The organism is Acetobacter sp. P1H12_c, from assembly GCF_018811975.1.
In the GTDB taxonomy this organism is placed as follows: Bacteria; Pseudomonadota; Alphaproteobacteria; order Acetobacterales; family Acetobacteraceae; genus Acetobacter; species Acetobacter persici.
In genome coordinates this window covers 1-19134 of record NZ_JACRVR010000043.1, presented here as the reverse complement: position 1 = coordinate 19134, position 19134 = coordinate 1, and the positions used below count along the sequence as shown (strand labels likewise).

The 19134-nt window shown below is 54.7% G+C and carries 15 protein-coding genes and 3 pseudogenes; 16 read left to right on the top strand and 2 right to left on the bottom strand.

Going from position 1 to position 19134, the window contains the following annotated elements; all coding sequences use genetic code 11:
- Positions 1-200: pseudogene (locus KP699_RS14455) on the bottom strand (IS701 family transposase); the annotation flags it as partial.
- Positions 201-1261: 1061 nt separating this feature from the next.
- On the opposite strand from KP699_RS14455, the gene KP699_RS14450 reads away from it, so the two are divergent.
- The 15 genes and pseudogenes from KP699_RS14450 (at position 1262) to KP699_RS14390 (ending at position 18091) form a co-directional block, all read left to right on the top strand.
- The gene (locus tag KP699_RS14450; protein WP_215763115.1) at positions 1262-1759 is read left to right on the top strand and encodes an RNA polymerase sigma factor; all 498 of its coding nucleotides are present in this window, start codon (positions 1262-1264) and stop codon (positions 1757-1759) included.
- Between the two features lie 83 nt (positions 1760-1842).
- The gene (locus tag KP699_RS14445; protein WP_215763114.1) at positions 1843-2799 is read left to right on the top strand and encodes a FecR family protein; all 957 of its coding nucleotides are present in this window, start codon (positions 1843-1845) and stop codon (positions 2797-2799) included.
- Between the two features lie 253 nt (positions 2800-3052).
- A complete protein-coding gene (locus tag KP699_RS16515) occupies positions 3053-3688 on the top strand; it encodes a secretin and TonB N-terminal domain-containing protein (RefSeq protein WP_252347104.1) in 636 nt (211 codons plus the stop codon).
- Between the two features lie 33 nt (positions 3689-3721).
- Positions 3722-5593, top strand: coding sequence for a TonB-dependent siderophore receptor (locus KP699_RS14440; protein ID WP_252347103.1), 1872 nt, complete (start codon positions 3722-3724; stop codon positions 5591-5593).
- A gap of 456 nt (positions 5594-6049) precedes the next feature.
- Entirely contained in the window at positions 6050-7297 is a 1248-nt protein-coding gene (locus tag KP699_RS14435; protein ID WP_215763113.1) for a PepSY domain-containing protein, read from the top strand.
- Positions 7294-7545 (top strand): hypothetical protein, encoded by a 252-nt coding sequence (locus KP699_RS14430; protein ID WP_215763112.1) that lies wholly within the window; start codon positions 7294-7296, stop codon positions 7543-7545. Before KP699_RS14435 ends, KP699_RS14430 begins: the two co-directional genes overlap by 4 nt.
- On the top strand, positions 7542-8291 hold the full coding sequence (exbB, locus tag KP699_RS14425; RefSeq protein ID WP_212361551.1) for a tonB-system energizer ExbB: 750 nt from the start codon (positions 7542-7544) through the stop codon (positions 8289-8291). The genes KP699_RS14430 and exbB overlap by 4 nt, the downstream gene beginning before the upstream one ends.
- 6 nt (positions 8292-8297) lie before the next feature.
- Positions 8298-8813, top strand: coding sequence for a TonB system transport protein ExbD (gene exbD, locus KP699_RS14420; protein WP_252347102.1), 516 nt, complete (start codon positions 8298-8300; stop codon positions 8811-8813).
- Positions 8810-9691 (top strand): energy transducer TonB, encoded by an 882-nt coding sequence (locus KP699_RS14415; RefSeq protein ID WP_215763111.1) that lies wholly within the window; start codon positions 8810-8812, stop codon positions 9689-9691. The genes exbD and KP699_RS14415 overlap by 4 nt, the downstream gene beginning before the upstream one ends.
- Positions 9692-9742: 51 nt before the next feature.
- A complete protein-coding gene (locus KP699_RS14410; RefSeq protein ID WP_215763110.1) occupies positions 9743-10243 on the top strand; it encodes a Fur family transcriptional regulator in 501 nt (166 codons plus the stop codon).
- Positions 10244-10355: 112 nt separating this feature from the next.
- A pseudogene (locus tag KP699_RS16705) lies at positions 10356-12380 on the top strand (efflux RND transporter permease subunit); the annotation flags it as partial.
- Between the two features lie 44 nt (positions 12381-12424).
- Positions 12425-13741, top strand: coding sequence for an efflux RND transporter permease subunit (locus tag KP699_RS16700; RefSeq protein WP_308164931.1), 1317 nt, complete (start codon positions 12425-12427; stop codon positions 13739-13741).
- Positions 13742-13787: 46 nt separating this feature from the next.
- The gene (locus tag KP699_RS14400; protein WP_215763109.1) at positions 13788-14297 is read left to right on the top strand and encodes a sigma-70 family RNA polymerase sigma factor; all 510 of its coding nucleotides are present in this window, start codon (positions 13788-13790) and stop codon (positions 14295-14297) included.
- Positions 14298-14400: 103 nt separating this feature from the next.
- The gene (locus tag KP699_RS14395) at positions 14401-15369 is read left to right on the top strand and encodes a FecR domain-containing protein (RefSeq protein ID WP_215763108.1); all 969 of its coding nucleotides are present in this window, start codon (positions 14401-14403) and stop codon (positions 15367-15369) included.
- Between the two features lie 103 nt (positions 15370-15472).
- Entirely contained in the window at positions 15473-18091 is a 2619-nt protein-coding gene (locus tag KP699_RS14390) for a TonB-dependent siderophore receptor (protein WP_215763107.1), read from the top strand.
- 276 nt (positions 18092-18367) lie between these two features.
- On the opposite strand, the gene KP699_RS14385 is transcribed toward KP699_RS14390, so the two are convergent.
- Positions 18368-18829 carry a site-specific integrase gene (locus KP699_RS14385; RefSeq protein ID WP_308164930.1) on the bottom strand — a complete coding sequence of 154 codons (462 nt, stop codon included), beginning with the start codon at positions 18827-18829 and terminating at the stop codon, positions 18368-18370.
- A 106-nt stretch (positions 18830-18935) separates the two neighbouring features.
- On the opposite strand from KP699_RS14385, the pseudogene KP699_RS14380 reads away from it, so the two are divergent.
- A pseudogene (locus tag KP699_RS14380) lies at positions 18936-19134 on the top strand (IS701 family transposase); the annotation flags it as partial.

The following is a 19134-nucleotide window of genomic DNA, read 5'->3' as shown; positions in this document are numbered from 1 at the left end:
CCTGCGGCTTCTGCCCGCATCCAACCTGTCTTGCGTGGATCATTGCCAATTAAAACATCAAGGAAAGAACACGCTGAATCCGCGACACGCTTTTGCGTAAACAGTGGAGCAATCCGCTCCTTGGCTGATCGAAGCGAACGCACCCATAATTCCAGCGTCTCTTCAACAGACGCACCACCGGTCATCATATCCTGAATCATGGGTATCCATAGAGTCAGAACTCAACACAAAATGCAACTGTAGTGCTAGTGGCGGCGAGCATAAATATGAGGCACTCATCGTCTACTATTTTGTTTCGCCCAAAACCCGTCTCTCCGCTTCCCCCCATAACTGTCGGAATAATGCGAGGCGGGTACAGTCATGCTAGGTATAAATGATCTCGTGGCATGCGATATTCTGGTTCGGCAGGCTGCGGGAGGAAGACGAACCAGCTACATTCAGTTTTTTCCTGAAGCTCGAACCAAGGATTTGCACTCAATCTTTTTTGGTAATTTCTGGATTGCGGGAAAAGCGATCCATTGTCTCTATATAGTAATAGACTATCCGTAGGGCAGGGGCATTCGGTTGTTTCAGAGTAAGGATGATAAAGAGTTAAACGAAAATAGAGAAAAATATTTTTATTATTTCAGTCATTTAACTGTTCTGGCAGAAGTTTTCTTTGATTGTGTGTTCAGTAACCAAAATCCTACTATCTATAAATTACTACCATCATCCTGCCTCCTTCATGCGGGTTTTTGCGTTGCGCTCAATCACTCATAAGCCACGCTATCGAACCCATCCCCAGCAAATCCATAAAATCAATCACATTCTCTCAGAGCAGAGCATCTCAAACTGTATTATCCGTTCGACGGGTTGCTCAGATAAGCCAGATAGGCACCGGAACGGCCGCCATTGCCCCATCAAGATCGGCGCGATTGCTCACGACGAGGCGTCGTTGTATTAGACCCGGTTCGAGCAGGCGAAGAATAACCGCTTATCCAGTAACCGCAGTGATCTGCTGAGAGCAGACTGTTTTTTGCCCAGCATGCGCCTTGCCCCACGAAAGATGCCTTCTGGCGCAATCACACGGACAACCAGCCGTTCCTATAGATCGAGAGGGGACGATGCATGCCAATCTCCTGTAGCGGATATGAATGTCCTGCTAAGAAAGAAGACGCTTGCATGAAGTGGATTCAGCAACAAAAGAATATACGATATTGAGAACTATTATCATCTGTGTTAAGCAAAGCCGACGTGCAATATTTCTCAGGTAATCTTGGTCGTGAGCAAGGGGCGGATCAGCGGGCTGTTTTCGCGTCATCGGCGCGAACTTACCGACTATGTCGGTAAGCGGTTGCGCGACCGTGATCTCGCGGCTGATTTCGTGCAGGAGACATTTCTGCGGTTTGTCGAGCACGGCGATGCTCTCCCCGCAGGAGCCTGTCGTGCCTTTCTCTTCAGCACCGCCCATAACCTGACCGTAGACCATATTCGCGCGACGCAGCGTCGTCGTACGACTGCCGTCACGCACGAGGAAATCGCCGATATTGCTGACGATCAGGCCTGGCCTGATCAGGTGGCGGCGGCCCGGCAACGGATACGGCAGCTTGCCGCGCAGCTGGAGGAACTGCCCCCACTTACACGGCGGATTTTCGTGCTCAACCGTGTGACCGGTCTGAGTTATCAGCAGACAGCAACCAAACTCGATATCTCGGAAAGTTCCGTCCAGAAGCATCTGGCCGCAGCGCTCCAGCATCTCCTGCGTCGTCTGCCGCGCTGACGTCATGCAGATTTTTTTACGGTCCTGAGTATGTCAGGACATCTTATTCGGTATGACCCCGTTTTGTCTTCAGGGCAGTACCCATGACTGAATCCGTCGACGACCGGCAGGACCGGATTGACGAAGAGGCCGCTGCCTGGGTGATCCGGCAGGGCGGAACGCCTCTGACGATCGAGGAACAGCGCGCCTTCGCCACATGGCGCGCCGCATCCTCGGACCATGAGGAGGCTTTTCGCCGTGCGTCGTCCCTATGGTCTGATCTTGATGTTGGCACCAGACAGAAACGGGTGACACGTCGTCGTCAGATCGGAACAGGTGTGACGTTGGGCGTGGTCTGCATTGCTGTTCTGGTCATGCAGGGCGATGGCGGTTGGCTGAATCTTGACCGCTGGCGTGCCGATTATACGACCACGACCGGCGAAATACGTACAGTTTCCCTGCCGGACGGGAGCACCGCGCAACTCGACAGTCATACCGCGCTTGCGATTCACTATGGGACAGCCGAGCGACGGATCGTGCTGATCGATGGCGATGCTTGGTTCAAGGTGGCACCATTGGGCGCTACGGAGCATCGGCCTTTTGTCGTCGAAGCGAGGCATGGCACTTCGACCGCTCTTGGTACCCAGTTTATGGTCGAACGTGATCCTGATAGGGTGCGCACGACTGTGACCGAGCATAGCGTCAGGGTCGTAACGCGAACCCCTGATGGCCTGACACATTCGGTTGTCGTCGCGGAGGGGCAAAGCGTCCGATATGGCCGTGATGGCGCACTGGACACGCCGCAGGCCGCTCCGGTGGACGCCATGACAGCCTGGCGCAGCGGACAGCTTGTATTCGACAATGAGCCGCTCTCGGAGGTGATCGCGCGTCTGAACCGTTATCGGCGGGGGCGCATCATGCTGATGGGCGCACGTCTCAGAGATCGCCGGGTGAGTGGCGTCTTCTCCTGTTCCGATATTGACGGTGCGGTATCCTCGATTACCCGGCAGCTCGCCCTGCGATCTGTCTCGGTCGCCGGTCTTGCGACGATCATTTATTGAGGGGCGGTTATCCTTACTGCTCGTCCGCGCAGAAATGCGCCCTCTAATTCCTTGATGCAGAAACAAAAATAAAAAAATCTGCATCTGTCGCGCAGAATTCCTTACTGAGTCCTGAAGCCTCAGGCGTCTTACTCATTGACGCAAATGCAAGGCATTCTCGTTTTGAGAGTGCCGTGGCGATGGATGAAATGAGGCGATGATGGAACGTGGGGATGTACCGCGCAGGACAACAAATCGGACCAGATGTGGCGTATTGATTCGTCAGCTAATGGCAGGGAGCGCCTTGACCTGGTGCGCCGTTGAGCTTTGTCCATCTCCTGCACTGGCGCAGGGGACGGTCGCTCCGGCGTCAGTGCAGACCATATCGGTGAATATCCCGGCTGGTGAACTTAACCACGCCCTTCTGACACTCAGTCAGACCGCTCATCTCCAGATTTTCTATGATATGGATAAAGTGAAGGGACTGCATGCCAATGCCGTCTCGGGAACGATGACGGCGGATCAGGCTCTGTTCCGTATGTTGTCTGGAAGCGGCTATAGTTTTTCGAGAACTGGTAATAAAATCTCGCTCGTTCCAGCGTCCGCCAATATCACGCTTGGCCCGGTCCGTGTCGGCGGCAATCTTAATACGCATGAAGCTGCGATTGGACCCGGAGTCGGTTATGTCGCGACATACACAGACGCTGGAACAAAAACAGACACCCCCATTACAGAGATCCCTAATTCGGTTTACGTCATAACCAAGCAGCAAATCCTGGATCAGCAGGCTCAAACTGTTGCAGAAGTTCTGCGTTACATGCCGGGCGTATATGCCGAACAATTGGGGACTTCCAGTATTGGCTCTGCAGCAGGCGGCAATGCTAACGGTACCGGATCGATCATGATGTGAGGCTTCGCTGCCACGCAATACGTTGACGGTCTGATGTCACGCTCTTCGGTAGCGGGCGAAACCGCCTTTGTCGAGCGTGTGGAAACTCTTATGGGCCCAGCGTCAGTTCTTTATGGACAGGTAGGACCCGGGGGATTGATCGCCACTCAACTAAAACAGCCCGGTGAAACTCCAATACGGAATGTAAGTGTTGGTTTCGGTAACTGGGGACGTTATGAAGCGACTTTCGACGTCGGCGATAAAATCACGAAGTCGGGGAATCTTAAATATAGAATTGCAGGAATAGGTGTAACGCAAGGGAGTCAAACTGATTACCTTCATTACAAGCGAGTAGGGGTTCTCCCGTCAATTAAATGGGACATTGATGAGAAGACTAGCTTGACGCTCATCGGCCAATATCTGTATGCACCCGCGGAAGCACAAGGAAGCGGTTATCCGGGCGTAGGCACTCTGGTCCCGGGTAAATATGGTTACCTTCCACGGTCACGCTTTCTGGGAGATCCGTCTTTAAATGAAAATGGACAGAGGACGGCGTCATTCGAATATCAATTTCAGCACAAGTTTAATAAATTTCTCGAATTTCAGCAAACGTTTCGGTATGAAGATTCGTCAACAAATATGAAACAGGCCTATTTGTTTGGTTCTCTCCATGAAGATCAAACAATCAACCGTAGGGCGATGCATCAGGCTAGTTCGAATGCCACAGTGGCTCTGGATAGTAGGCTGGTCGGACATCTTAAGACGGGAGCCGTACAGCAAACTCTTGTGGCAGGAATGGATTTTAGGCGTGTGCATCTGACGCAGGATATTGCATATGATACGAACGGCACGGCCTCTGTCAATATTTGGGATCCTGTGTATTATCAGGTCTATCCCGATTTTAGTTTGAATAGTCCAGATAATATCGAATGGGATGGTTTTAAAGAAAACCAATATCAAAGTGGAATATATTTTCAGGACCAGATTAAATGGAAGCGGCTATCAATACTTTTAGGAGGACGTCAAGATTGGTATAATTATACTGCGGTTGGAACAACAGCGGACAATTTTGAATCCGCTGGTCACGGAGTTATTACTAATCCTTATGTAGATTACAAGCAAAATCCTTCGGCATCAAAATTCACTTGGCGTGCGGGACTAACATATAATTTCGATTTTGGCCTCACGCCTTATTTTAGTTATTCGACCTCTTTTATTCCACAAACGGGTTCATTCCAGTACGGCGGCGAAGCGGCTAAGCCGCTCACTGGGAAGCAGTTTGAGGTCGGATTAAAATATCTCGTTCCCAATACAAATATTTTACTGACGGCCGCTGCTTACGATATCAAGGAAAACCACTATCAGATTACAGACACTGAACATCCCGGTTATAATGCGGATGCAGGCACTGTTACGTCCAAAGGCGTCGAATTATCAGCCCATGCCAATGTTACGAAAGATATCCGTTTAACTGCGTCTTATTCATTTAATGAAACACGTGCCACAAAGAGCAATAATCAAGTAACACTTCGCGATATGGATGGAACTAATCTTGGAACTATCAGTGAGCAGGGGAAGTATATAGCTGGTCTTCCGCGGAACATGGTGAATATGTTCGTTGACTACACGCTTCCAAGACAGATATTTCATGGTCTTGGTGTAAATTTCGGCATTCGTTATATCGGATCGACATATGCCGATAATGCTAATAGCTACAAAGTGCCAGACTATTTACTTTTCGATGTGGGAGCTCATTATGATTTCGAAAACGCGTCCCCAATGTTGAAGGGTTTGCGTGCTCAGTTGGCAATTTCGAACTTGGCGAACACGCGCTACGTTACCTCATGTAGCTCTGGGATGGCTGGAGGTAGATGTTATTATGGGCAAGCGCAGCGTATTTACGGGAATTTCTCGTATAGTTGGTGAAATTTCCTCACCCCGAATTACAATAGCTTTTCCCCTTTAAATTCAGCATTTTACCCCTCGTCCCCATGCCAAAGTCGAGGGGCAGCTTCACTGCAATTTCTATGGGGCAAATCCCTGCAAGAAACGTGGGTTGTTCCCTGCAAGATCCGTGGGGCGACCTATGTCAAACTCGTGGGATGATCTTGTGCAAGTTACGAGGGCTGTCACGGGAAAGCTGTTCTCCTGCCAGTTCAGATGCGCATAAGTGGCATGTCGATTTTTTTGAGTTTTTCTTACTGAAAATTCCTTCCCCGATCGTCTTAGTAAATAAGGGCACGCTTTCTGGCGGAAGAGCAGGACGCTGTGTCTTGCTGTTGCCGACAGAAAGCGGGTTTTCCGGGAAGGAGGTCATGTGGGCGTTTATCGTTTCATCAATTGCGACTCACTCTTACACGCATTTGTGAGCGTACGGTTTTCATGAGCACCCGCACACTTCGCCGCTGGTTCATGGTTCATAAGTGGACGAGCCTGGTCTGCACGCTGTTCCTGCTGATCGTGTGCGTGACTGGCCTGCCGCTGCTGTTCTCTGAGCAGATCTGGGACACGTTCGTCGGCGATGATGACCCGCCGTATGAGGTTCTCCCGCCTGGCACGCCGAACGCTAGTCTGGACGTCATCGTGGAGAAGGCGAGGGCGCTTTACCCCGGCCAGATCATCACCAATGTTTCACCAGATGATGACGAACCCGCTGTTCTCGTCTCGATGGCGCCAAGCTGGCAGGCCCTGAAGGACGACGAGAATTATCCGGACCGCAATTCCGGTCACTGGATCAAGTTCGATGCCCGCACGGCCAAGGTTCTGGAACAGTCTCGTCCGGCGGATGCGCCTAAAGAGCCGCGCACCTGGACCGGCATCATTATGGGCATCTGCAATCGCCTGCATACCAGTTTGTTCGCGTATCTGCCCGGTCGCCTGTTTCTCGGCCTCATGGGCGGCGTCTTTGTCGCATCCCTTGTGTCCGGCACGGTGCTGTATGGCCGCTTCATGAAGCGGTTGCCGTTCGGCTCGGTTCGCCGGGATCGGGCTTCTCGCCTGACATGGCTGGACCTGCACAACCTGCTGGGGGCCGCCACACTGGTCTGGGCGACGGTGGTGGGCTTTACGGGGCTGGTCAACGAACTCCAGACGCCGCTGTTCGGCCTGTGGCGTGTGACCGACGTAAGGCAGATCCTGAAACCTTACGCCAACCTGCCGGTGCCGTCGCAGGATCATCTGTCCTCCGTGCAGGCCGCGTTCGACACGGCGGCCAAAGCCGCGCCCGGTAACGAGGTGACCGGCCTGTCCTTCCCCGGAGCGTCTTTCGGCAGCCCGGTGCATTACGTGCTCTGGACACGAGGCGCGACACCGTTGCGGGCGCGGCTGTTCACGCCGGTTCTGGTCGATGCCCGCACGGGCGAGCTGACCGGAGCCTATCCCATGCCCTGGTATCTGCGCTTCCTCGAAATCTCCCGCCCGCTGCATTTTGGTGATTACGGTGGCATGCCTTTGAAAATCCTCTGGGCGTTGCTCGATGTTGTTGTGATTGGTGTGCTGGTCAGCGGTCTGGTGCTGTGGGCTGGCAAACGGAAGATCGCCACTGACGCCCGGCTACGGGCTCTGGGATATGATCTGGATGATGCGGAAGGTGCGCCTGTTTCTGCCCTGACAGGGGAGGGCGCACGATGAACGCCTTGCGACCCGAAACGTCCCAATCATCCTTTGCAGCATCTCCGTCGCGTGCTCCGGTTGCTGTCTGGCCGTGGCCGATCGCATTGGGTCTGCTGACCACCTTCGGCCTGCTCTCTGCTCTGCTGGGCCAGCACGGTATCTGGCTGGCCCTGTCGTGGTCGGCCCTTTCCATTCCCCTCATTGTGACTGTCGTCTGCCTGATCCGGGCATGGAGCCGACCGTCTTCCAAAGGAGATCTCTCATGACCGATCTTGCGCCTATTTCCTTTTCTCCATGGGAGATGTTCCTCAACGCCGGTCCGGTCGTCCGCTGTGTGATGATCCTGCTGGCCGTGGCCTCTTTGCTAACCTGGACCATCTTCATCGCGAAGTCGGTCGAATTGTTGCGCGTGCGGGTAAAGCTGACAAAAGCAGAGAAAGCACTGGAAGAGGCCAACACACTGGATCTGGGGGAAGAGTGGACGCGCGGTACGTCTTCCATCGCTCACACACTGGTCATGGCCGCCGAGACGGAGCGCAAACGCTCTCAGGATATCCCTGATGATAGCGAGGGCCTGAAGGAGCGTGTTGTCCTGCATCTTGAACGGCTGGAAGCTGCCGAAGGCCGCAGGCTGATGCGTGGCACCGGCGTGCTGGCGACCATTGGCGCAACGTCCCCCTTCATTGGCCTATTCGGGACCGTCTGGGGAATCATGACGTCCTTTACCGGCATCGCGGCCAGCAAGGCGACCAGCCTCGCCGTAGTCGCGCCCGGCATTGCCGAGGCCCTGCTGGCGACGGCGCTTGGTCTGGTGGCGGCCATTCCGGCCGTGGTGATCTACAATCATCTCGCCCGCCAGACGGCTTCCTGTCGGGCGCAGGTGGCTGATCTGACATCACTGGTCATGCGTCTTGTCTCGCGTGATCTCGGGCGCATGCAGGCGCTGACGGCCAGCGGACAGGTGGTGCGGTTTGATGCCTCCCGTGACAGCCGTTCGGTTGCCGGGGAGTAATCCGCCATGATCCGCATCCGTCATACCGATGAAAGCCCGCATGAGGCGAGCGAGATCAACGTTACACCGTTCATCGACGTGATGCTGGTCCTGCTGGTGATCTTCATGGTCACCGCGCCATTGACCACGGTGAACGTGCCAGTGGACCTGCCGTCCTCGACCGAAAAGCCGACGCCGCGCCCGGATGATCCGGTGTTTCTGACGGTGAAGGCCGATCACGGTCTGGCGCTGGGCGAGGATGATATCAGCACCGATGCGCTTCCCGGCGCGCTGGAAACGGCGACAAAAGGCAAGAAGGACGAACGCATCTTCCTGCGCGCCGATAAGACGGTCGATTACGGCACACTGATGGGTGTCATGGATAAGCTGCGGTCTGCTGGCTATCTCAAGATCGCTCTGGTCAATCTGCAGGGGCAGGAAGAAGGCAGCGAAGCCGGAACAGCACCGCTTCCCGCAGGTGGCGGCGCGTCTTCCGCGTTACCGACTGCTCCCGCCGCGCCTGCGTCCGGAGCGACACCGTGAGCGGCACGGCGGACATGGCGAGTACGACACAGCCTGCTGGCGTATCGCAGGATATGGCTTCGTCGTCCTTCTCCGACTGGCAGAGGGGGCAGCTCCGTCTGGCCCGGCGGGATGACGCACTCCGCTGGGGCGTGTCTTTCCTCGCCGTGCTCGCCGTCAGTGGCGGGGCGGTCTGGTGGATCATGCGGCTGCCGCCGCCGGTCATGGCCGTGCCGGAACCGCCGCCGGCTGCGATTGCCATCGACATGGCTCCGGAGCCGATCTCCACACCGACCCCGCCCACCGATCTGCCGCCGGGACCGCAGCAGACCCAGTCCATCCCGGATCCGGCACCCGTCGAGCCGCCAAAGATCACGGCGCCACCTTCACCTGCGCCCAATCCGCCAATCCCGGTGCCCAAGCCCGAAAAGCCAAAGAAACTGGTCAAGAAACATAAGCCGGTACCGATGCTCAAAAAGCCGATCCCGGACAAGACGCCACCCGCTGAGGCCACGACCGCGCCGCCATCCTCGGAAGCGCCACCGGCTCCCGCACAGGCTGCTCCGGCTCCCGGTGCGTCGTCTTCAAAAGCCTCGCACGACCCGGTCACCTGGCAGGGGGCTTTGCTGGCGCAGCTTGAAAAGTTCAAGCGCTATCCGTCCGACGCGATGGCCGATCATCAGGAAGGCGTGCCGACTGTGACCTTCTCTATGGACCGCAAAGGCCATGTGCTTTCGGTGACACTCGCCAGTTCTTCCGGCCATCCTCTGCTGGATCAGGAGGCGGTGGCTTTACCCAAACGTGCCCAGCCGCTGCCCATCCCGCCGGACAGTGTCGCGGGTGACCCCATTACCCTGACGGTCCCCGTCGAGTTCTACATTCATGGCGGTGGGAACTGAGGKTTCCGCTGTTTCCTTATCTCTATCTCTGATCGTGACAGGATCAAAACCATGCCTACCTTTTCCGAACACCGCCGTTCGCCTCCAGTCGTGAACCAGATCCGCCCCGGCATGGGCGCCAGCCGCAGCGCCGTGCGCAGGCTGGAAGAGCGCAGTGAGGAGGTCGGCATCAAAATGACCGATCTGAGGCGCATCCTGTTTCACGGCATTCTGGAAGCCGGACCACGGGCGACAGCGGTAGAAATCTGGAAAACGCTCGGTCGGATTATGGAAGAGGGGCATGCTCCCTCACAGGGGTCGATCCAGCGTAACCTGAATCTCTTTGTGGAGCGGGGCATCCTGCGTCGGGATGTGACGCGGGACCGTCTCTGGCGCTACAGCGTGGCTCCGGAGCCCAGAGCAACGCTCGCGATTACTTTCGTGGAGGCCGGAACCGGACGGAAAATTGCCTGCAATGCGCCAGAAGTTGCAACCTTGCTGCGCCGGGTCGCGGCTGAGCACGGACTGGCCGTGCAGGGTGCGGCCATCACGGTCACATCGTCAGCCGGGTAAGCTTTGAAAGCCCGGTGAAACAAGGCGAATATTTTTTTCGTTTTCCACTGAAAAAATGCCCGCATCAATCGTCTAATAAAGTGAGCCCTCCCGCAGGGACGGGACATCTTCCTTGAAATTCATCGTCTGGTCTGTCCATCGCCCGGTGGCGACGCTCCTGCTGCTGCTCTCTGCTGTGCTGTCAGGGCTGATGGCATTGCCCCATCTGCCGGTTTCCGACCTGCCTGATGTCGACCTGCCGGTGATCTCGGTTTCCGCCTCCAACGCCGGCGGCTCGCCCGAGGTCATGGCCCGCACGGTGGCCGCCCCGCTGGAGCGGCATCTGGGCAATATTGCCGGTGTGACACAGATGCAGTCTACCTCCACGCGGGGCGAGACCTCCATCTCGCTGGGGTTTGAGCTGGGGCGTGACCTCAATGGTGCCGCGCGGGACGTGGAAGCCGCCATAAGGGCCGCGCGGCGCGACCTGCCAACCACGCCGGGGTCAGACCCGAGCTATCATCGCGCCAACCCCAATGCGACACCGGTGCTGATCCTTGCCGTGACACCGGGTATGCAGCCCATGCCGCGCCTGTATGATCTGGTGAACACTACCCTGCGGCCCATGCTGCTCCAGGTGCCGGGGGTAGGGGATGTGACGCTCATGGGCAGTTCCGCGCCCGCCGTGCGGGTGGAGATGAACCCTCTGCTGTTTTTCAAATACGGCATGGGGTTCGAGAACTTGCGCGCAGCACTTGCTTCGGCCAATGCCCATACACCGAAGGGCGTGATCGACATGGCGGGCCAGCGTTACCAGTTGGCCGTGAACGATCAGGCGGACCATGCCGCAGCCTACCGGGATCTGGTGATCGCCTACAAGAACGGACGCCCCATCCGACTGCGGGATGTCGCGACCGTCACTGACAGTATGCAGGACGTGAACGCGGCTGCCTTCTTTGACGGCAAACCGGGGCTGACTCTGATGGTGCGCGCCCAGCCGGGAGCCAATCTGGTCGGTATTGTCGAGGCCGTGAAGGCGCGTCTCCCGCAACTGCGGACACTGATGCCGCCGGGTGCAGATATTGCCGTGGCGCGGGATGGCTCGGCCGTGATCCGGTCTTCCCTGCACCACACGCTGGTGACGCTGCTGGCCGCCTGCATTCTGGCGCTGGTCGTGGTCTGGGTGTTCCTGCGGTCATGGACCGCTTCCATTGCAGCGGCGATCATCGTGCCGTGCTGCCTGATCGCCAGTCTCGGGCCGATGCGTCTGGCGGGGTTCGGGCTGGATAACCTCTCGCTCATGGCGCTGACGGTGGTGACGGGGCTGGTGGTAGATGACGCCATTGTGGTGATCGAGAACATCATCCGCATGCGCGAGCGAGGGCTTTCCATCGACGAGGCCGCCATTGCCGGGGCGAGCGAGGTGGCCTTTACGCTGCTGTCCATCACCATTTCGGTGCTGGCGGTGTTCCTGCCGATCGGGCTGGCCTCCGGTCTGACGGGACGGCTGTTCCGGGAGTTTGCCGGGACGGTGGGGATCGCTGTCACGGTGTCGCTGGTCCTGTCCTGCATGGTGACGCCCTGTCTGACGGCGCTGTGCATGCGGTTTGCCGAAGGAAGAAAACCAAAGTGTGTAACAGGTAATGTCAGAGGATCAGGAGATATTGCTGTCCCGTCTTATCGTGCTGATGCCGCATACTGTCTGGATCATGAAAAACACAATGGCAGCCTGTATCGCCGCACGCTGGACGTCTGCCTGACTCATCCCGGTAAGACCGTATTGCTATTGCCGCTGACCCTGCTGGCGACGGGCTTTCTGTTCCTGCGTATGCCAAAGATCGTGTTCCCGCGTCAGGATATCGGCATTGTCTCGGGCGGGTCGCGTGGCCGCGGCAGTTCTCTTGCCCAGACCAAAGAGCGGCTGGAGCGGTTCAGCAGGGTGCTGCTGGAAGACCCTGCCGTCAGCCACGTCATCGCCTATCTTGATACCGGCGAAGGCTCCAGTCATGGCATGGTATTCGCAACGCTGCGCGATCTTTCCACCGGGCGGGTCTCGGGAGCAGAAGTGGCCGCGCGTGTGGTGGCCCGGATGGGGAAAGACATTCACGCCGAATATCACGCACAGGCGCCCGGTAACATCATGATGCGGGTCGGTTCGAACAGCAGTGGGGTCAGCTACATTCTGCGCAGGAGGACGACCGACTGCTGGGACCGGCCACACGCAGGCTGGCAAAAGCCCTGCGGCATCACCCGGAATTCGCGGATGTTGACCCGGACATCGATCCACCGGGGCAGGGCATCACGCTGGCGATCGACCGTGATACCGCCGCCCGTGTCGGCGTCACGCCCCAGGTTATCGGCAATACCTTGTCCGATGCGCTTGGCCAGACCACGGCCTCGATCGTCTACACTCCACATGGGCAGTATAACGTGGTGCTGACGGTGGAAAACCGTTTCCAGCGCGATCCGGAAATTCTGAAACAGTTCTGGATCAGCCCCTCGGGCGGCTCGGCCTCGGGCAGCTCGGCGTCCAACACGATCCGGCTGGTAACCGCATCTGCGACCAGCACGACATCTTCAACCGGTGCGACGGAATTCAGAAACCAGATCGCCAATTCTCTGGCTGGCGGAGCCAATGTCTCAACGGGTTCAGCCGTGGCCACGGGGGCAGAGACACTGGTGCCATTGTCCGTCGTGGCCCGCATCACCCCCAGCCTCGACCCGGTGGCCGTCACCCATATCGGCTATGCCAGTTCCGCCTCGCTGGCGCTGGAACTGGCGCCGGGTATCAGCCTGTCTCAGGCGCAATTCGTTATCGATCAGGAATGGCGCAGCCTACACCTGCCGGAGACTATCAGTGGGGAGTTGCAAAGTGACGAAGGGGATCAAGGCAAAAGCACCCATGACAGCGAGATCCTGATCATCGCGGCTGTCTTGGCCGTCTGGATCACGCTGGGCATGCTGTATGAGAGCGTGTGGCACCCGCTGACCATCCTCTCCACCATTCCCTCGGCCGGGATCGGGGCGGTCATGGCGCTGGACCTGTTCGGACTGCCGTTCTCTGGCATGGCGGTGATCGCCATATTGCTGCTGACCGGCATCTCGCTGAAGAACGCCATCCTGCTGGTGGATTTCGCCATCCATGCCGAACGTGAGCGAGGTATGACGGGGCGCGAGGCTATCCGCGAGGCCTGCCTGCTGCGGCTGCGGCCTATCGTTATGACCACCTTTGCCGCAGCCCTCGGCGTGCTGCCGCTGGTGCTGATGGGCGGGTACGGCATGGAACTGCGTCAGCCGCTGGGCATTGCGCTGATCGGTGGCCTGCTCGTCAGTCAGGCCCAGACCATGTTCACCACCACCCGCCCTGTATTTGCTTGTGGCGAATGTTGGGCGCGCCTGGTTTCGGTTTCCTTCACGAAAACGATAGGCGCCTTCAGCTTTTCGGAGGAGGTGACTGACAGATATCACCATCATTCACGCAGAGCGCTCTTGTATCTGCTTTGCGCCTGGAGTAACTAAGAATCATTCTTATCCTTATCTGACAGGCGCGCTACGGAACGAACAAATGGTGCGATCGCCTTCTCTGGTCCTGCAAGTTTTCATCTCGCGGCGGAATGATCTTATAAAATATGCGGAAACGATCGCACCGAATCATGGTGATGATATCGTGCAGGAAGCATGGTTCCGTATCAATCGGACGGTGACCGCGACGGTCGAAATTGTTTCGCCTGACTCCTATCTTTTCCGTGTCGTTCGCAATTTGGCGATTGACGTAAAACGCAAAATCGGAAGGGAGGCACAAAGCACCTGTGATGCCTCACCGCAAGAGATGGGAAATGCGGTCGCGTCGAACTCGCCCGAAGCGGACATGCTGGCCAGTGAGCAAATGCGCCTGTTAAGCGAAGCTATGGATGAATTACCGGAACGAACGCGTATCGCTCTTGAAATGCGTCGTTCAGGCAAATACAAACTTAAGGATATTGCAGCCCATTTTGGCATCTCTATTGCTGTGACACATGAAATCATAGCGCGTGGTATCGCGCACTGTCGTAGCCGGGTTCTTCCCCCCGAATGACATCGAATTTCTGTTTCGACCGAAAAAAGAGAATCTTGTATCGTCTGTTTTGGCAAAGAGAAGTTATTTCGGGTGCTGCGCAACGCCTAATGGAGAGTGGAGTATGAGCAGCGATGAAACATATGAAGATATCTCTCTTGAAGCCGCGCGCTGGCTGGTTTCCCTTGAGGAAAGTCCTGACGATCAAAAGCTGAAAGATGACTTTGAACGCTGGCTTTCTGAAGACCCAACTCATCGTGAAGCGTGGGCTGCCACCTCGGGTATCTACGATCTCATGGGGCCGCTGTTCGCGAAAGAAAGATATTCATCCAGCACGCAGTCTTGCAAGTCTGGTTGGCGTCACACGAGCGTTTCTAAACGGATTTCATATGGAGCTACGATCGCATTAGCTGCTGCATTGGCGAGTTTGATGCTTGTTCCGGACTATTATTACGGACTGACAGCCGACTACTCGACTGGTAAGGCGCAGCAAATGACAGTCAAGCTGGCTGATGGGAGCGAGGTTAGTCTAGCCCCAAAAAGTGCAATGAATGTCGTTTTTCGGCGTGAGGGTGGGCGGGAAATCCATCTTCTCCGTGGAGAGGGATTCTTTAAGGTCTCCCATAATCCTGAGCGCCCGTTCAGGGTGACGGCAGGAAAAATCAGCGTGACCGACATTGGCACTGAGTTTGACGTGCAAGTGTCTCATAAATCATCCGCTGTCGCTGTGAAATCGGGCGAGGTGCACGTCGATGGAGACAATCATCTTTCGACAGACCTCCATTACGGTCAGCGGATTGAGAGACGAGGCCGAGGCATCGTGTCGGCCAGTCACGAAGATGCTGAGAATATCGGAGCATGGGCGACCAGCGGCCAGCTTGTTTTGGAAGATAGTTCCTTTGGTGATGCAGTTACTCGAATTAACCCATATTACAATGGCAGAATTTTTGTCGCCAACCGGCATCTAAGCGTTGGGAAGGTGACAGGAGTTTATAACCTGTCGGCTCCTGAAAGCGCTCTTAAAGCCATGGCTGACACGCAGGGTGCGAAGCTTTACCACATAACCCCTTGGATTATCGTTGTTTCCTATTAATTTTCAGAAAAATCAAAAAATCTGAATATCGCGACCGAAAAAAGATCCCTTTGCATCGTTCTTTCTCTGAGAAGTTAATTAAGAATGCAACGCAACCGCATTCTTGCTTCTGGATGTCGAGCGAAGTTGGAGTAGTGGTGTGGTGTTCGTGGGTGTCGATAACAGAACTTGGAAAAAAATTAGATTAGCCAAACGACTGGCGCTGGGAGTTTCTACGGCCGGGTTATCATGGCTGATAATCAATCCTGCTTATAGCGCGCAAGCATCGGCATCAACGGAAATGGAATTTGCCATTCCGGCAGGATCGCTGGCTGATGCGCTAACTCGTCTTGGACGTCAGGCAGGTATACAGATATCGGTCAACGGCGACCTTGCTCGGAGTATCAAATCGGGAGGAGTATCGGGAGGAATGACGCCCGATGCAGCACTCACACATCTGTTGGCGGGAACCGGGCTTGTCGCTCATCATACCAGCTCAAAAAACATTCTTATACAAAAAACATCGTCCGCCATCATGCTTGGTCCGGTGCGTGTTGGCGGAAATATAAGCCATCAGCAGGATCCTTCCGGGCCGGGTGTGGGGTATGTTGCGACACGCACCATGACAGGATCAAAAACAGATACGCCAATCATTGAAATTCCGAATTCGATCCATGTGATTACGAAACAGCAGATGATTGATCAGCAGCCTCAGAACGTCATGGAGGCTCTGCGATACATGCCGGGCGTCAGTGTCGAAGCTTTTGGAGCTTTTGGTAACGGTCCAGCCAGTGGACAAAATCCCGGTGCGATCCAGCAGCGCGGATTTAATACCTCGCAGTTTGTGGACGGCTTGCGATCCTATTCTAACAGCGCCGGAGAAACTGCTTTTCTTGAGCGAATAGAAGTCATGAATGGGCCATCTTCCGTACTGTACGGGCAGAGCACGCCAGGTGGCATGATCAACATGAGTTTGAAAAAACCGACAGAAACACCATTACATAATGCAACAGTTGGTTTTGGAAACTGGGGGCGGTACGAAGCCACTGTTGATGTCAGCGATAAGATTAATAAATCAGGAAGTGTAAAATACCGTATTGCCGCTATTGGTGTCACGCAGGGTACCCAGACTAATCATGTAAATTATCATCGTGTGGGCGTTTTGCCTTCTATTTCATGGAATATTGATGAAAAAACCAATGTCGCATTCGTGGGATCCTACATGTATACACCCGGTGACGGAACAAACTGGACCCAGTTGCCACCTGAGATACTTTTAAACACCAATCATAATGGTCGCATTCCCAGAAGCCGTTTTCTAGGAGACCCGAGATGGAATGTTTCTGGTCAGAAAGACGCATTTATTGAATATCAGTTTCGGCACAAATTCAATAAATGGATCGATTTCAGTCAGAATTTGAGATGGGAAAGGTCGGAAGATTTCGAAAAGAGACTTACACGTGGCGTTATCGTTCTTCCAGACCTTTACGGGCGAGAAGCCTATGAAGGTGGAGGGCGGGCCTCGACCATTGGGTTAGACACGAGAGTCGGTGGAAAATTTTCTATTGGCAAAGTACATAATAACTGGATCGTCGGGACCGATTTCCGGGAATATGACGACAAGAACGGCACTACGTCCGACGACACGCCCGGCTATAATGGATACCCGGGAACTGATGGCTACTCATTCGTGAATGTTTATGATCCGCACAGTAACTATGTTCCGTGTATCAACATTCACTCCACGACTTGTCAAAATTACGTCTATGGAAGTAATGCTTCCTATTTTCAGGAAGGTATCTATTTCCAGGACCAGATCAAATATAAAGGGCTCTCCGTGATTCTCGGTGGCCGTCAGGACTGGATTGATTATCATGGATACACTGAGTCCGGATCGAACGAAAGCGCGACCGGCGATTATGTCCTGACGAGACGTCACAACCTTCCCAGGCCCCAGAGTGCATTCACGTGGCGGGCGGGACTTGTCTACAAGTTCGATTTCGGCCTCGCTCCCTATTTCAGTTACTCGACTTCCTTCGTGCCGCAGAGCTTTGGTCAGAGAGACTGGGAAGGAAAGCTATTTCCTCCACTGACAGGAAGGCAATTGGAAGCTGGAATGAAATATGAGTCACCCGACCATAATATTTTCATCTCGGCTGCAGCATTCAGGATTGATGAAAACCATTTCCTGGTTAACGACCCCGATCATGATTCCTTTTCCAGCGATGCCGGAAAAGCACGTTCACAAGGGTTTGAGATTTCTGCCAATGCTAACATTACTCACGACCTGAGATTTAATGCTTCTTATACTTATGATGAGGCTACTTATCTGGACAGTAATCTTTCCGATACTCAGGCTTATGCCGATGGCAGCACAGGAAGTGTCGTAGCTGAGAAAGGAAAATATGTGGAAAGTATTCCACGCAACATGGTGTCAGCATTTGTAGACTACACACCGCCTGCACGTTTCCTGAAAGGATTCGGAATTAACGGCGGTGTAAGATATAAGGGGTTTACGTACTCAGATGCTGTCAACAGTTATAAAGTTCCTGCCTACGTGCTGTTCGACATTGGCGCTCATTATGATTTTGGGCAAGCATTTGCTTCTCTCAAAGGACTGCGAGCACAACTTTCAATTTCAAATCTAACGAATAAATATTATATTGCTTCCTGTGGTGGAACCTATTCTTGTTATATTGGACAAGGTCGACGTGTTTATGGAAATTTGAGCTACAGTTGGTGATTACTACTTTTTTTGTTAATATCAGAATGGAGTGCGTTGTTCCGTAATTCGAACAATACTGATAAGTGCCACGAATGCAGAGAAGATTTGCTCTATTTTCCTGAATAAATGCAATTCAGGGGTACTTTATGGTATTGTGAATAGAGGCGCGGTGTTTCTTGTTGTACGTTGCGGGTAGTCGAAGCATATATGTTAAATTCAATCTTCCAGTGAAAGCATTTTTATCAATTGCACCATATGGTGCGAACTGCGTTGCAGTAAGAGCCGATTAAATTTTTATCTCGATCCCTTTGACCGCGCGCTGGATCGGCTCTTTCTTGACGTGGGCATGACGTGCTGGCGACTTGAGATCGCGATGGGCCGCAGTTTACCGATCATGATCAGATCGTCGACGAGTTCCAGCGCATCTGATGCAAAAGAATGACGAAGATCGTGAGTGCGGGCGTTCTCCAGCCCGGCTTCCTTTCGGATGCGTCGCCACGGCTTCTCCAGATCGGTCAGATGACCACCGTCCTTCCGTCCTGTGATGACATACGGATTGCCCGCGATCATGGGAATGCTCTTCAGCAGGCCCACCGCACTCTCGCCCAACTGAACGGTGCGCACGCCATTTTTGCTGTCAGGTAAACTGATTATTCCTTCGTCCAGAAAGACATTCTCCCATTTCAGGCGCTGGATCTCTCGAAGGCGGAAGCCAGTTAAAAGCAGGAGCTGGAACGCGTTGATGGCTTCCCGCACCGCGGAACGGGCATCGGCGAATGTTTGGCCGAGGCACTGATGTTCTTCTGCTGTGATCTAGCACTACAGTTGCATTTTGTGTTGAGTTCTGACTCTATGGATACCCATGATTCAGGATATGATGACCGGTGGTGCGTCTGTTGAAGAGACGCTGGAATTATGGGTGCGTTCGCTTCGATCAGCCAAGGAGCGGATTGCTCCACTGTTTACGCAAAAGCGTGTCGCGGATTCAGCGTGTTCTTTCCTTGATGTTTTAATTGGCAATGATCCACGCAAGACAGGTTGGATGCGGGCAGAAGCCGCAG